The 12,521-nt window shown below is 69.5% G+C and carries 16 protein-coding genes; 7 read left to right on the top strand and 9 right to left on the bottom strand.

Going from position 1 to position 12,521, the window contains the following annotated elements:
* Positions 1-12: 12 nt before the first annotated feature.
* Positions 13-1,464: a calcium-binding protein gene (locus tag K8940_RS07325; RefSeq protein WP_223394242.1), complete on the bottom strand. Its 1,452-nt coding sequence runs from the start codon at positions 1,462-1,464 to the stop codon at positions 13-15.
* A gap of 11 nt (positions 1,465-1,475) precedes the next feature.
* Entirely contained in the window at positions 1,476-1,823 is a 348-nt protein-coding gene (locus tag K8940_RS07320) for a helix-turn-helix domain-containing protein (protein WP_223394240.1), read from the bottom strand.
* Between the two features lie 155 nt (positions 1,824-1,978).
* On the opposite strand from K8940_RS07320, the gene K8940_RS07315 reads away from it, so the two are divergent.
* The gene (locus K8940_RS07315) at positions 1,979-2,938 is read left to right on the top strand and encodes a glycosyltransferase family 2 protein (protein WP_223394238.1); all 960 of its coding nucleotides are present in this window, start codon (positions 1,979-1,981) and stop codon (positions 2,936-2,938) included.
* Positions 2,939-2,998: 60 nt separating this feature from the next.
* Positions 2,999-3,493, top strand: a complete 495-nt coding sequence (locus tag K8940_RS07310) for a hypothetical protein (RefSeq protein WP_223394236.1) — start codon at positions 2,999-3,001, stop codon at positions 3,491-3,493.
* On the opposite strand, the gene K8940_RS07305 is transcribed toward K8940_RS07310, so the two are convergent.
* Positions 3,490-4,011, bottom strand: coding sequence for a surface-adhesin E family protein (locus K8940_RS07305; RefSeq protein ID WP_223394234.1), 522 nt, complete (start codon positions 4,009-4,011; stop codon positions 3,490-3,492). The two genes, K8940_RS07310 and K8940_RS07305, sit on opposite strands and share 4 nt — an antisense overlap.
* A gap of 132 nt (positions 4,012-4,143) precedes the next feature.
* On the opposite strand from K8940_RS07305, the gene K8940_RS07300 reads away from it, so the two are divergent.
* The 3 genes from K8940_RS07300 to K8940_RS07290 are packed head-to-tail and all read left to right on the top strand — an operon-like array spanning position 4,144 to position 5,903.
* Positions 4,144-4,809 carry a TetR/AcrR family transcriptional regulator gene (locus tag K8940_RS07300; protein ID WP_223394232.1) on the top strand — a complete coding sequence of 222 codons (666 nt, stop codon included), beginning with the start codon at positions 4,144-4,146 and terminating at the stop codon, positions 4,807-4,809.
* A 44-nt stretch (positions 4,810-4,853) separates the two neighbouring features.
* On the top strand, positions 4,854-5,729 hold the full coding sequence (locus tag K8940_RS07295) for a transglutaminase N-terminal domain-containing protein (RefSeq protein ID WP_223394230.1): 876 nt from the start codon (positions 4,854-4,856) through the stop codon (positions 5,727-5,729).
* A 27-nt stretch (positions 5,730-5,756) separates the two neighbouring features.
* A complete protein-coding gene (locus tag K8940_RS07290; RefSeq protein ID WP_223394228.1) occupies positions 5,757-5,903 on the top strand; it encodes a hypothetical protein in 147 nt (48 codons plus the stop codon).
* A 12-nt stretch (positions 5,904-5,915) separates the two neighbouring features.
* Here K8940_RS07290 and K8940_RS07285 read toward each other — a convergent pair whose 3' ends face one another.
* Positions 5,916-7,073: a hypothetical protein gene (locus K8940_RS07285; protein WP_223394226.1), complete on the bottom strand. Its 1,158-nt coding sequence runs from the start codon at positions 7,071-7,073 to the stop codon at positions 5,916-5,918.
* A 95-nt stretch (positions 7,074-7,168) separates the two neighbouring features.
* On the opposite strand from K8940_RS07285, the gene K8940_RS07280 reads away from it, so the two are divergent.
* Positions 7,169-8,590: an MFS transporter gene (locus tag K8940_RS07280; RefSeq protein ID WP_223394224.1), complete on the top strand. Its 1,422-nt coding sequence runs from the start codon at positions 7,169-7,171 to the stop codon at positions 8,588-8,590.
* On the opposite strand, the gene K8940_RS07275 is transcribed toward K8940_RS07280, so the two are convergent.
* The 5 genes from K8940_RS07275 to K8940_RS07255 all read right to left on the bottom strand — a co-directional run bounded on the left by K8940_RS07275 (position 8,565) and on the right by K8940_RS07255 (position 11,908).
* On the bottom strand, positions 8,565-8,765 hold the full coding sequence (locus tag K8940_RS07275; protein ID WP_223394222.1) for a UvrB/UvrC motif-containing protein: 201 nt from the start codon (positions 8,763-8,765) through the stop codon (positions 8,565-8,567). The two genes, K8940_RS07280 and K8940_RS07275, sit on opposite strands and share 26 nt — an antisense overlap.
* 48 nt (positions 8,766-8,813) lie before the next feature.
* Complete coding sequence (locus K8940_RS07270; protein WP_223394220.1) at positions 8,814-9,875, bottom strand: Leu/Phe/Val dehydrogenase; 1,062 nt, start codon at positions 9,873-9,875, stop codon at positions 8,814-8,816.
* Positions 9,876-9,936: 61 nt separating this feature from the next.
* Positions 9,937-10,995, bottom strand: a complete 1,059-nt coding sequence (locus K8940_RS07265; protein ID WP_223394218.1) for an alpha/beta hydrolase — start codon at positions 10,993-10,995, stop codon at positions 9,937-9,939.
* Positions 10,992-11,576: a uracil-DNA glycosylase family protein gene (locus tag K8940_RS07260; RefSeq protein ID WP_223394216.1), complete on the bottom strand. Its 585-nt coding sequence runs from the start codon at positions 11,574-11,576 to the stop codon at positions 10,992-10,994. Before K8940_RS07260 ends, K8940_RS07265 begins: the two co-directional genes overlap by 4 nt.
* 41 nt (positions 11,577-11,617) lie before the next feature.
* The gene (locus K8940_RS07255; RefSeq protein WP_223394214.1) at positions 11,618-11,908 is read right to left on the bottom strand and encodes a DUF3253 domain-containing protein; all 291 of its coding nucleotides are present in this window, start codon (positions 11,906-11,908) and stop codon (positions 11,618-11,620) included.
* A 108-nt stretch (positions 11,909-12,016) separates the two neighbouring features.
* Between K8940_RS07255 and K8940_RS07250 the strand changes: the two genes are divergently transcribed.
* Positions 12,017-12,472: a PaaI family thioesterase gene (locus K8940_RS07250; RefSeq protein ID WP_223394212.1), complete on the top strand. Its 456-nt coding sequence runs from the start codon at positions 12,017-12,019 to the stop codon at positions 12,470-12,472.
* Positions 12,473-12,521 lie beyond the last annotated feature (49 nt).

Here is a 12,521-nt window from a genome sequence, read left to right as displayed (position 1 = left end):
AGGCTCAGCGGCTTAGTGCGTGGTCGCGGGCGGATCGCCCGCGTGACCGCTGATGTCGGCGGTCGACGCCTGGCCGACCAGGGGCACCTTCACCTCGGCGTGGTCATTGGCGATCGTCGCGCCGATCTTGAAGTTCGAGGTCGTCGCGCCGCCCAGCAGGATGAAGACGTCCTCGGCACCGTCGCCGTTCAGGTCGAACCCGACGCGCGTGCCGGCCACGGCGGTGTTCACGTCGGCCACCTGGCTGGCCGTCGCCTCGCCCAGAGTCGCGCCCTGGACAGCCAGGACGTCGCTGACCGTGGCCGTGCTCACGACCGTCATCTGGCCCCTGCCGAGAACGGCGAGGTGGTCGCCCCTGGCGGCCGAATAGTCGAGCACCACGCCCAGCAGCATCTCGGCCTTGCTGGTCGGCTCGTTGGCCGAGATCAGGAAGGTGTCGGCGCCCGCGCTGCCGGAGGCCACGACCCGGGCGTTCATGACGATGCGATCGTCGCCCGCGCCGCCGTCGATGCGATCGATCTGCCCCTTCTGGGCGCCGCCGCCGTCCACATAGTCGTCGCCCGCGCCGGCGGCGATCGTGTCGCCCTCGGCCGTGCCGACCAGAACGTCGTCGCCGGCCGTACCGGCCATCGTGTACTTGGCGCCGGTCAAGCCGGTCCCGGGCGCGGCGATGTCGCTCCCCCCGGTGATCGTCAGCTCGTACAGGCCTTCACGGGCCTCCTCGGCCTGCGGCGCCGAGTCGGGCGAGGCGGAAGGGGTCGGGGACGGCGAAGCCTCGGCCTGCGCGAGATGCGACACCTGAACCGGCGCCAGGCCATCGTGGCCCTGCGCCAGGGTCTCGACGGCGACGCCCTCGACGACGACGGACTTCGCCGGCGGCGCGCTGGCGACCTGGCCCGACACGGCGCCGGCGGCGACCGACGCCGCCGGATGGTCCTGGGTGCGGTCCGCCTCGAGGTTCAGGGCCGCGATCAGCTTGGAGGCCACGCCTTCGATCGCCGGGTCGTCGACACGCGGCAGGTTCTCGAAGTTCAGGCGGCCGGCCTCGCCCAGCTCGACGCCGCGAAGCTCCAGATAGAGGCCCACGGCGATGACCAGCGACAGGAAGGACTGCGCCTCGCGGCTGGACGGGTTGAAGGCCACGACCACGCCGCCCTGGTCGTCGATGTTGGAGGTCAGCACCTGGCGCAGGGCGCCCCACAGGCTGCCGACCTGATGGAACATGTCGACGGCCGCGTCGTGCACCACGAACTGGCCGTCGATGCGGGCGATGTGGACCAGCACGTCCTGGTTGGCGTCGGTGACCACGTACCAGGGATCGCCGGAATCGGTCTGGCCGAACACGCCGTCGACCTCGCCATAGGTCGCGGCGAGCTGCTGGGTGAGCAGCATCAGCAGGCCCCGCTCGTTGGCGGACCAGTCGCTGGCCGGCGGCCGCGGGCTGAAGGCTAGGATCTCACCCATCTATCGTCTCGTCAGGCCTGCGCGGCCCGCTCGGTGGCGATCGGCTCGACCTCCTCGGTCAGGCCGTCGAACAGCAAGCGATGCAGTTCGGGCTCGTAATATCTCAGCAATGTGCGGGCGAAAGGCCCTGGATCAAGTCCCAGGCTTTCGGCCCAGACGGCCTGAGCCTCGATCGGCACGCGTCCGAGACCGTTCTCCACCTGGGAAACGAAGGTGTAGTATCGCAGGCCCGTCTTCTCCGCCAGCTCGGCCTGGGTGAGGCCCGCGGCCTCGCGCGCGGCCTTCAGCCAGCGCCCCGCCTCGCGACGAAGGGACTTGGTCAACGCCGCCTTGGCGGGATTCATCGCCGTTCTTGACATCGCACAGCCGCTTCCGCGCCCACCAGCGGGCGCTCCCTAGTTGTTACACATTGCATAAAAACGCAACAATCGAATGTCGGCCGCTCGCGAGGCCTTGCGGACCATCATCATTCCACATACAGTTTTTACGCAACTATTTTGAACGAAGCAGACGCATGTACGTTTCGATCGACCCCGCCCATTCCAGGGCCGCCGCTTTAGCGATCACGCCGCGCCTGTCGCTGGTGATGGTCGTCTACATGACCGGTCCCGCCCTGATGGAGAGCGTACGCCACGTCCTGGCCGAACCCCGGGTCGAGGAGTTCATCATCGTCGACAACGGCTCGTCCCTGGCCGACGCGGCCTGGCTGCGCGAGCTGGCCCGACGCGAGCCTCGCGTGCGTCTGCTGCAGGGCCTGGGCAATATCGGCTTCGCCCGCGCCGCCAACCTGGGCGCGGCCGCCGCCAAGGGCGAGGCCCTTGTCTTCCTCAATCCCGACGCCTTCCTGACCCCCGGCGCGATCGCGGCCCTCGCCGACGCCGCGCGCGATCGCCCCTCGCCCTGCATCATCGGGGCGCGGGTGTTCAACACGGACGGCACAGAACAGCGGGGCGCGCGACGCGGCGAGATCACGCCCGTCACGACCCTGCTTACCCTCTCGAAGCTTAGCGCCACCCTGCCCCCGCTGCGCCGCTTCGAGATCCACCGGGAGGGTGAGCCCCCGCCGCCCTACCCGGTGGACACCCCTACGATCTCGGGCGCCTGCTTCTACATGTCGGCGGCCGACTTCCACGTGCTGGGCGGCTTCGACGAAGGCTACTTCCTGCACGTCGAGGACATCGACCTGTGCTGGCGCGCGCGCAAGCAAGGCGGCTCCGTGCTCTTCCAGCCCGACGCCCGCATCGTCCACGTCGGCTCGACCAGCAAGGAAAACCCCCTGGTCGTCGAGTGGCACAAGGGTCGCGGCCTGGTCCGCTACTTCCTCAAGCGCGCCGATAGCAAGCGCCGCAAGGCCTTGGCCTTGGCCCTGGCTCCGCTGATCCTGGGCGTGGCCGTCGGCCGACCGCTGCTGCGCCAGCTGCGCCGGGGTCAGATGGGCCGTCCGGTCGAGCGCCTGGCCCCGATCGCCGGCTGACGGCTTCTCGGCGAACCGCGTTACCGCTATCTCTGGACGCGAACCGCCGGAGAGCGTCCCATGTCCCGCCTCGCCCTGCTCGCCGTGACCGCCATCCTGGTCGCCCAGCCAGCCCTGGCCCAGCGCCAACGGGGCGACGAGAGCTGGGGCCAGCCGGGCGTCTCGTTCCTGCAGTACCGCACCGACGCGGTCGAATGCGCCTATCGCGTGGGGCAGGACGCGTCGGTGGAGTACCCGCTTGTCGACCTCGTCTTCACCAGCAACATCGTGATCCCCGACGCCGAGAAGGACGTCGACATGCCGACGCGCGAGATGGTCGACGCCGCCGCCCCCAATCCGCAACGCATGACCCGGCCCTGGCGAGAAATCTCCAGCCAGTTGCAGGAGCCGCTGGCCAAATGTCTGGGCGAACGCGGCTATCGCCGCTTCCGTCTCACCAAGGACCAGGTGCGGGAACTGAGGTCCCTGTCGCCCGGGTCCAAGGCCCGGCAGGTCTACCTCTGGAACCTGGCGGTCGACCCCAAGGTCCAGCAGCGCCAGGTCGTGCGCCGCTAGCCCGCCGCCAGGGGCTTCATGCAGGCGGCCTCGATCACGCTCTCGTCGAAGGCGCCGGGCTCGGGCTTCGTCCAGCCGCGCTCCTCGAACGCATAGGCCGTCTCCGCGCCCTTCAGGTTGTTCTCGGGATAGCGATAGACCGCCAGGCTGCGGAAGGCCCGGGCCTGGCAATCGACGTCCTGCGCCATGCGTTCGGAGCGAAAGGTCAGGCCGGCCTCGGTCCGCGGGGCGCGGAACTCATGGCGCACCCAGACGCGCTGCCAGGCCCGGCCGGCGGGCGTCTTGCCGGTCTTGGCGAAGGTGATGATCCCCTTGTCCTCGCCCACGCCCAGATAGGGCCAGCCGATCCCCTCGATCCGCGTCGACCATTTCGGAAGCGGCGCCGCCTTCTGGCCGGGCGCGGTGATCGTCACGGAATCGACCTTGGACGACGCGCTCGGCTCGGTCGGCGCCGGCGCCGCCCCTTGAGGAGCCGCCTGCCCCGCCAGCAGCATCAAGGCCGTCAGCATGCCGATCATTGCCCGCTCCCCGCGCATTCGCCGCGAAAAGCCTAAACGCGAACGCGGTCATACGCCACCGGCGGTGATCTTGACGCTTGCGCCAAATTCGAACAGCCGTAAGAGTTCCCTACGGGTAAAGGGGAATACGTAGTGAGTCCGACCACCGACGCCGCCTCGCAAGAAGTCGAGGCCGCCGAGACCGAAGCCGCCACCAAGAACCTGGTCTTCGTCGCCGCCGAGCGCCTGTTCGCGCTTCACGGCTTCCAGAACGTGTCGGTGCGCGACATCACCGCCGCCGCCGGCGTGAACCTGGCCTCGGTGAACTACCACTTCGGGTCCAAGGACGCGCTGCTGTTCGAAATCTTCAAGCGCCGCACGGCCGAGCTCAACCGCGAGCGGGCCAAGATGCTGCACGAGGCCAACGACCGCAGCGGCGGGACCCCGTCGCTGCGCGATATCCTGGCCGCCCTCCTGACCCCGCCCCTGCGCTGGCTGGCGCCCGACCACGAGCGCCGCATCTCGCTGCAGTTCGTGATCCGCGCCCGCAGCGAGGGCACCGACGAGATCCGCCAGGTGCTGAAGACCGACGTCTCGCACCTGCGCCGCTTCTCCGACGCCCTGCTGCGCGCCCGCCCGGACCTGTCGCCGGAAGAGGTCTACTGGCGGCTGCACTTCACCCTGGGCATGCTGCACAACAACCGCTTCGCCGAGTTCGACCGCCTGAACGTGCTGTCGGAAGGCCAGACCAGCGAGGCCGACGTCGTCGCCCTGCTGGAGCGCATGCTGTCCTTCGCCGAGGCCGGCTTCCGCGCCTGAGGCTTCCCGGAACCTGGGCCATGCCGGCGCGTTGAGGCTCCGGCATGGGACGGCTGCGGATTCTTCACGAGACCCGGTACTACTATGAACGGCCGGTGCGGTTCGGACCGCAGCGGCTGATGATCCGGCCGCGCGACAGCCACGCGCTGCGCATCGTCGAGGCCTCGCTCCGCCTGTTTCCGCCCGGCGGCACGCGCTGGAGCTACGACGCCAACGGCAACTGCATCTGCATTTTCCAGCCCGACGGCAAGTCTGACGCCATGCGGGTGGCCAGCGAGCTGGTCATCGACCGCTATCCCGCCCCGCTGGTCCCGCAGCGGGTCGAGAACCCCGACACCCTGACGCCGATCGTCTACTCCCGCGAGGACCGCGCGACCCTGGAGCCGTTCATCGCCCCCGTCACCGACGACGAGGGCGCGGTGCTGCTGCGCTGGCTGCGCGGCCTGCAGGCCCATCGCGACGAGCCGGCCCTGGCCTTCCTGCTGCGCGTCAACGAGCTGATCCACCAGCAGTTCGAATATCGCACCCGCCACGAGCAGGGCGTCCAGACCCCCGTCGAGACCCTGCGGAAGCGCAGCGGCGCCTGCCGCGACCTGGCCTGGCTGATGGTCGAGGGCCTGCGCCGTCTGGGTTACGCGGCCCTGTTCGCCACGGGCTACATCCATTCGCCCGGGACCCAGATCCGCGGGGCTGGCGCGACCCACGCCTGGTGCGAGGTGTTCCTGCCGGACCTGGGCTGGCTGGAATTCGACCCCACCAACGGCCTCGTCGAGTCGCCCGACCTGATCCGCGTGGCCGCCACCCGGACCCCCGCCCAGGCGTTACCCGTCTCGGGCGCGATCATCGGCGATCCCGGGACCTCGCGTCTTCACGTCTCCGTGGACGTGCGTTTGGTCGACGAAATCGATCGCGCGGCGTGATAGTCTGAAGCGTACGGGAGAAGAAGCATGACGAGCGGCTTTCAGAACCAGAACCCCATGCAGGGCCTCTGCTTCCCGAAGTCGGAGCCCAAGGCCCAGCACGGTCAGAAGCCTGACAAGGACTGCGTGAAGATGAAGGAAAAGCGCACCTTCGAGCCCAGGCCGGGCCACTAGGAACAACCGCCCTCAGGCCTTCTTCAACGGCCAGAGCTGATCGACCGGCCGCCGGGTCACCTCGGCCGCCTTGGCGTGCAGGCTGGCGGGCGAGAGCTTGCCGCTCCTGGCCGCGGCGATCGTCCAGGCCTCGATGTCGCCGCCCGTCCGATCATAGCCGTCGGCCTTCAGCAGGCCGTACAGCCCCGCCGCCAGCACGTGCATCCCATCGTCGGCCTGCTCCCAGCGCGTATGCGGTTCGACCGCGAAGCCCAGGCGCTCGCTGACGATCTGCTCCAGCGCCTCGACCATGTCTTCGTTGAGCAAACCCTCCAGGCTGTTGTAGCCGAAGGCCGGGTCGTGCTCGGCGACGATCCTGGTCAGCAGCGCGTCCTTCTCCAGCACCGCCAGCGCCGCCTTGGCGGCAGGGCCATCCATCGGGAACGGCGGATGCAGCACCTCGTGGGCGGCGTTGCGCAACACGATCTCGTCGGGCCAGGCGATGCCGGTGATGAAGCGCTGCCCCTGCACGCGGATGCCATGGGGCTTGTTGAACCACAGCAGGACGATCTCCAGCGAGGCGTCCAGCGACCGGCCCAGCAGGCGCTCCTGCTCGGCGATCACGTCATAGCCGGCCAGCGTCTGGCGCAGGGCCGGCAGGCGGGTCTCGGCCGTCGGGGCCAGCATCCGTCGGCGCAGGTCCGGGAAGCCCGCCTGGCGCAGGCCGTCCAGCACCAGCCGCAGGCGCGGCCGGCGGGCAACGAACTGATCCCAGTCCTTGGCGTCCCAGTAGGCGCTGGCCTTGTAGGCCGGCAGCAGCGCCGTCTCGGCCGCGTCGAGGGCGGCGATCACCGCGTCCAGCGTCTCGGTCGGCCCGCCCGACATCAGGGTGCAGAGGCCCGGCCCCAGCAGCTGGCTTTCCTTGTCGGCCTCGGCCTGCAGGCTGGCCATCGCCGCCATCGCCGCCTTGGGCATGCGCGGCAGGATCTGCGCCAGTTCGTCCTTGTAGTAGCGGGCGTAGAAGTCCTTGCCCGACAGCGGCCCCAGGAAGCACAGGGCGTCGAAACCCTCGGACAGGCTGACCGTCCACCGGGTGCGGATCGGCGCGGCCAGGACCGGAGAGGCGGAAACAGCCGCCAGTCCACTCAAGGAGAGCGCGGCGGCGGTGAGGAAAAGCTGGCGTCGGTTCATGGCGCGGAGCTTCGCCGCCCCGGCTGTTTCGGTCTTGAAAGGATGTGACCGGCGCGCGTCTGGACCCCCGCGCGCCATCGGCGTAAAGCCCCCTCGTGTCCGAGCCGCCTTCAGAGCCCTCCCCCTCCCCGCTGTCGACGCGTCTCGTCTCGATCGCGGTGGCCAGCGCGCTTCTGATGGAGTTCATCGACTCCACGGCGCTCTCGACCGCCCTGCCGACCCTGTCGCGCGCCTTCGCGGTCGACCCGATCCACCTGAAGCTAGCCCTGACCTCCTACATCCTGGCCCTGGCGGTCTTCACCCCGGCCAGCGGCTGGGCGGCCGAGCGGTTCGGCGCGCGCCGGGTCTTCCTGTCGGCCATGATCGTGTTTCTGCTGGGGTCAGCGCTCTGCGGCCTGTCTCGGAACCTCGAAGGCCTGGTGGCCTCGCGGATCGTCCAGGGCCTGGGCGGGGCGATGATGACGCCGGTGGCGCGGCTGATCGTGGTCAGCGCCACGCCCAAGGACAAGCTGCTGACCGCCATGGGCTGGTTCACCATGCCCGCCCTGGTGGGCCCGCTGATCGGCCCGCCGATCGCGGGGCTTGTGCTCAGCGTCGCCGACTGGCCGTGGATCTTCTATATCAACCTGCCCGTCGGCCTGCTGGGCATGACCGCTGTCATGCGCTTCGTGCCCCGGAGCGAGCCCAAGCGAGACCTTGGCCGCTTCGACACGCCCGGCTTCATGCTGTCCGCCCTCGCGATCAGCGGCCTGGTGGTCGTGGCCGAGACCGCCGGCGTCGACCTGCTGCCGCCTTGGGCCCAGGTCGCGCTGCTGGCGCTGTCCCTGGCCTGCGGCCTGCTCTACTTGCGGATCTGCAAGCGCACGGGCCGCCCGATCCTGGACCTCAGCTTGCTGCGCTATCCGACCTACCGCGCCAGTCTTCTGGGCGGGACGCTGGTGCGGCTGGGCATCGGCGCCAGTCCGTTCCTGATGCCGTTGCTGTTGCAGGTGGCCCTGGGCTGGAGCCCGCTGAAGGCCAGCTTCGTCACCCTGACGACCGGCGTCGGCGTGCTGGTCGCCCGCCCGTTCGCGGCGGCGGGCCTCAAGCGGTTCGGCTTCCGCACCGCGCTGACGGTATTCGTCACTCTGACGGCGCTGTTCACGGCCGCGCCAGGCTTCTTCGCGCCGGCGACGCCGATGTGGCTGATGATGGGGATCCTGACCCTGGGCGGGTTCTGTCGCTCGAACCAGTTCATCGCCGCCAACACCATCGCCTATGCCGACGTGCCGGAGACCTCGACGGCCGCCGCCTCGACCCTGTCGGCCGTGACCCAGCAGGTCGGCCTGGCCTTGGGCGTCAGCTTCGGCGGCGTCATGCTGCACCTGGCGCGCGGCGCCGACGGCGCCCTGACGCCGGACCGCTTCACTCTGCCGTTCGTGGCGATCGGCCTGGTGACTTTGCTGGCCCTGCCGGTCTATCTCGCCTTGGACAAGGACGCCGGCGCGGCGATCAGCGGGCGGAGCCGGACGGCTTGAGGCTTTCCTCTTCCCGTCGCTGGAAATAGGCGGCCTGGGCCGGTTCCTCGACGCCTCGCACCTTGGCGCTGTGCTGGATGGAGTCGATCTCGGCCCGCAGGCGGACGGCCGTGTCGAAGTCCTGGGCGGCGACCGCCTCGCCCAATTGTTCCTTCAGTTCGTCGAGATGGGACATCGGCGCCTCCATGGGAACGAGTCCCATGGAGAACGCGCGAGGCCGGGTTTAGCCGCGCGCCGCCGCGATGCGGGCGCGGGCGATCTCGTCGGCGACCAGGTTGGCCGGGCGCTTCTCGGCGATCGACTGGTCGATGACCTCGGCCAGGGTCTGGGCCAGGCGGTCCAGCTTGCCGGCCACCCACGCGCCGTCGAAGGCGCTGCCGGCTTCCAGGGCGCGGATCTCGGCGGCCACGTTGATGATGCCGCCGCCGTTGATGACGTAGTCGGGGGCGTAGAGGACGCCGCGATCGAACACGGTCTGGCCGATCATGGCGTCGGCCAGCTGGTTGTTGGCCCCGCCGGCGATGACCTTGACCTTCAGGCGCGGCAGGGTCGTCGCCGAGATCGCGCCGCCCAGGGCGCAGGGGGCGAAGACGTCGGCCTCGACATCGAAGATGGCGTCGGCCGGCACGATCGTGGCGCCGGTCTTGGCGGCCACCTCGTTCAGGGCGGCCTGGTTGACGTCGGCGATGGTCAGGACCGCGCCGGCGGCGTGCAGCTTCTCGGCCAGATAGGCGCCGACATGGCCGACGCCCTGGATCGCGACGTGGACGCCGTTCAGGTCGCGCTTCAAGGCGCGCTCGACACAGAGACGAACGCCCCGGAACACGCCCTCGGCGGTGACCGGCGACGGATCGCCCGACGCGGCCGCATGACCTTCCAGGCCGGCGACGAAGCGGGTGGTCTTGCGGGTGTTTTCCAGGTCGGCCGGCGAGACGCCGACGTCCTCGGCCGTCCAGTACTGGCCGCTCAAGGTTTCGACGGCGCGGCCGAAGGCCTCGAACAGTTCCGGCGTCTTCTGGCTGCGGCTGTCGCCGATGATCACGGCCTTGCCGCCGCCGAAGTCCAGGTCGGCCATGGCGTTCTTGTACGACATGCCGCGCGACAGGCGCAGGGCGTCGGTCAGGGCCGCATCGCTGCTGGAATAGTCCCACATGCGGCAACCACCGGCGGCCGGACCGCGCGCGGTCGAGTGGATCGCGACAATCGACTTCAGGCCAGTTTTTTCATCGAAGAAAGCGTGGACGCCTTCGTGTCCCTCGAAATCGGGGGAATCGAACAAGGTCATGCTGTCGGTCTCGCCTTGGCCAGAATGAACGTGGCGGCGGTGTACGCCGCCGCGCGACGTCTCACAAGCCCGCGCTTTGACGCTGCGACGACTTGCGTTTCTTGGGCTTGGGCGGGTCCAGCGCTGTCATGGCCGCGACCGTCGGCGGGATCGGCGGCGCGCCCGACGGGGGCCAGGGACCGGGCGCGTCGCGCAGAAAGGCTTCGGCGTCGGCCCAGACGGTGGAGGCCTGCCTGTCGACCAGCAGCAGGTGATAGCCCTTGGCGTAGTAGGCCGTCCGCGCGCCGGGCCTCAGGCGACCGACCGCTTCGACGGTCGGCTCGCGCGGGATGACCTGGTCGCGCGCGCCGTAGAACCAGGCGGTCGGGACATCGATCCCCCCCGTCGACCTCCAGCCCCGCTCCATCAGCCCGACCAGGCCGTAGATGGTGTCGGAGCGCGCGCCCCAGATCATCAGCGGGTCGCGCCCCATGCGGCGCAGTTCGTCGATATTGTCCGAGGCGGCGATGTTGCGCACCAGCCAGTCCGGCGGCTTGACCACCCATTGGCCGACCGTATGGGCGGTGACCCACAGGCTCATCCGGTTCGGCAGAGGCTGGTTCGACCAGCCCCAGACGGCCGGAGCGAACAGCATCAGCTTGTCGACCGGCGGCGGATTGTCCGAGGCCATGGCGGTGATGGCCAGCGCCCCGCCCATGCTGATCCCGGCCAGGGCGATCCGGGCGTTGGGATGCCGCTCGCGCAAGACCGTCACCAAGGCGCGGACATCGTCCAGCACCAGGGCTGTCGGCGCCCAGACGCCGCGTTCGGGCGAGCGGCCAAAACCCCGGACATCCAGGGCGTAGGTCGCGATCCCCCGGCTGGCCCACCACCCAGCCGCCAGGTGATAGGCGTTCGAATAGTCGTTCATGCCGTGCAGCCCGACGATCACCCATTCCGGCTCCCCGGCCGGCAGCCAGCGCATCAGGCCCAGCTCGGCCCCGTCGAAGCTGACGAAGCCGTCGTCGGTGATCCGGGGACCGCGAAAGCCCAGGGCCGCCAGGCCCGGCCCCTGCCGTAGCGGCGCGCAGGCCGACAGCGCGGCGGCGGACGCGGTCAGGATCAGGGCCCGGCGGTTCATCGGTTCAGAATGTCCGCGACCCGCCCACGAAGATAGGGCGCGACCTCGGCCTCGAACCACGGGTTGCGCTTCAGCCAGGCGGTGTTGCGCCAGGACGGGTGCGGCATGGGCAGTACGTTGGGCCCGAACTCGCGCCAGCGCGCGATGGTCTCGGTCATCGTCCTGCCGGTCCGCCCCGGCAGCGCCCAGTCCTGGGCGTAGCCGCCGACCAGCAGGGTCAGCTCGACATTGGGCAATTCAGCGAGAAGCGGCGCGCGCCAGGCCGCCGCGCAGCGCGGCGGCGGCGGATAGTCGCCGCCCTTAGGGTTCGTGCCCGGAAAGCAGAAGGCCATGGCCGCCACGCCGATCTCGGGCCTGCCGTAGAAGGTCTCGCGGTCGACGCCCATCCACTGGCGCAGGCGGTCGCCCGAGCGGTCGTTGAATGGCAGGCCGGTCTCGTGGACGATCCGCCCCGGCGCCTGGCCGGCGATCAGAATGCGGGTCTCCTCGCGCACCCGCACCACCGGCCTGGGAACATGCGGCAGGTACGGCGCGCAGGCCCGGCAGGCGGCGATGTCGGAAAGGATCGTGTCGAGCGGCATCGGCCAGGATTTAGGCGTCGCGCTCCAAACTCCAAGCTCGACTAGTCTTCGTCGCCGCCCGTTTCTTCCTCGAAGCTGGTCGGATCGCCTTCCAGGCGGGTGCGGATGCGATAGACGCCCCGGAATTTCTCCGGATTGACCGGCTTGTTGTGGCGCAGGATCACGACCTTACCCTCACGGGCCAGTTCGATGGCGTTGGTGCGCACGTGGCCCAGGATCTGCTGCCAGCGCTCGGGCTGGATCGCCTTGGCCACGTTCATCGGATCGATCGACTTGCCCTCAGGCAGCGCCGCCAGCTGGGACAGGATGGTGTCTTGGATCGGGGAGCTCATGGGCGCTCACTTGCCACGGATTGTCAGCAGACGCGAGCCCGCCAGCTTGCGTCGAAAGTCGCGCCCCTCTAACTGAACACCGATAAGAACAGGCATAGGGGATGGGGAATGGACGGCGGAAACGACATCTGGAGCGGTCCACGCCTTGTCGAGGACGGCGAGTGGGCCGGCTGGCGGACCTGGCAGGGCATGGATCCATTCGAGGACCAGTCCGGCCCCTTCTACTTCAAGGAAGACGCCGAGGGCCGCGTCACCGCCGGTTTCCGCGCCGAGACCAAGCACATGAACGGCGGCGGCTTCATGCACGGCGGCTGCATGATGACCTTCGCCGACTACTCCCTGTTCGCGATCGGCTGGAAGGCCCTGGCCGACAGCCGCGCCGTGACCGTCAGCCTGAACGGCGAGTTCATCGGCCCCGCCAGGCCCGGCGACCTCGTCACCTCCACGGGCGAGGTGATCAAGGCCGGCGGCTCTCTGCTATTCATCCGCGGCCTCATCTCGACGGGGACCGGCCCGATGCTGAACTTCTCGGGCGTGATCAAGAAGATCCGGGCGCGCGCTTAAGGCTGAACGCCCACTCCGTCACGGCGCGGATACGCAGCGAGACGGAGGG

Source organism: Caulobacter segnis (assembly GCF_019931575.1).
GTDB classification, from domain to species: domain Bacteria; phylum Pseudomonadota; class Alphaproteobacteria; order Caulobacterales; family Caulobacteraceae; genus Caulobacter; species Caulobacter segnis_C.
This window is presented reverse-complemented; position numbering and strand designations above follow the sequence as displayed.

Coding starts and splice junctions, on each gene's coding strand:
- K8940_RS07325 (WP_223394242.1), bottom strand. CDS start 1,464: ATGGGTGAGATCCTAGCCTTCAGCCCGCGGCCGCCGGCCAGCGACTGG.
- K8940_RS07320 (WP_223394240.1), bottom strand. CDS start 1,823: ATGTCAAGAACGGCGATGAATCCCGCCAAGGCGGCGTTGACCAAGTCC.
- K8940_RS07315 (WP_223394238.1), top strand. CDS start 1,979: ATGTACGTTTCGATCGACCCCGCCCATTCCAGGGCCGCCGCTTTAGCG.
- K8940_RS07310 (WP_223394236.1), top strand. CDS start 2,999: ATGTCCCGCCTCGCCCTGCTCGCCGTGACCGCCATCCTGGTCGCCCAG.
- K8940_RS07305 (WP_223394234.1), bottom strand. CDS start 4,011: ATGATCGGCATGCTGACGGCCTTGATGCTGCTGGCGGGGCAGGCGGCT.
- K8940_RS07295 (WP_223394230.1), top strand. CDS start 4,854: ATGGGACGGCTGCGGATTCTTCACGAGACCCGGTACTACTATGAACGG.
- K8940_RS07290 (WP_223394228.1), top strand. CDS start 5,757: ATGACGAGCGGCTTTCAGAACCAGAACCCCATGCAGGGCCTCTGCTTC.
- K8940_RS07285 (WP_223394226.1), bottom strand. CDS start 7,073: ATGAACCGACGCCAGCTTTTCCTCACCGCCGCCGCGCTCTCCTTGAGT.
- K8940_RS07275 (WP_223394222.1), bottom strand. CDS start 8,765: ATGTCCCATCTCGACGAACTGAAGGAACAATTGGGCGAGGCGGTCGCC.
- K8940_RS07270 (WP_223394220.1), bottom strand. CDS start 9,875: ATGACCTTGTTCGATTCCCCCGATTTCGAGGGACACGAAGGCGTCCAC.
- K8940_RS07265 (WP_223394218.1), bottom strand. CDS start 10,995: ATGAACCGCCGGGCCCTGATCCTGACCGCGTCCGCCGCCGCGCTGTCG.
- K8940_RS07260 (WP_223394216.1), bottom strand. CDS start 11,576: ATGCCGCTCGACACGATCCTTTCCGACATCGCCGCCTGCCGGGCCTGC.
- K8940_RS07255 (WP_223394214.1), bottom strand. CDS start 11,908: ATGAGCTCCCCGATCCAAGACACCATCCTGTCCCAGCTGGCGGCGCTG.
- K8940_RS07250 (WP_223394212.1), top strand. CDS start 12,017: ATGGACGGCGGAAACGACATCTGGAGCGGTCCACGCCTTGTCGAGGAC.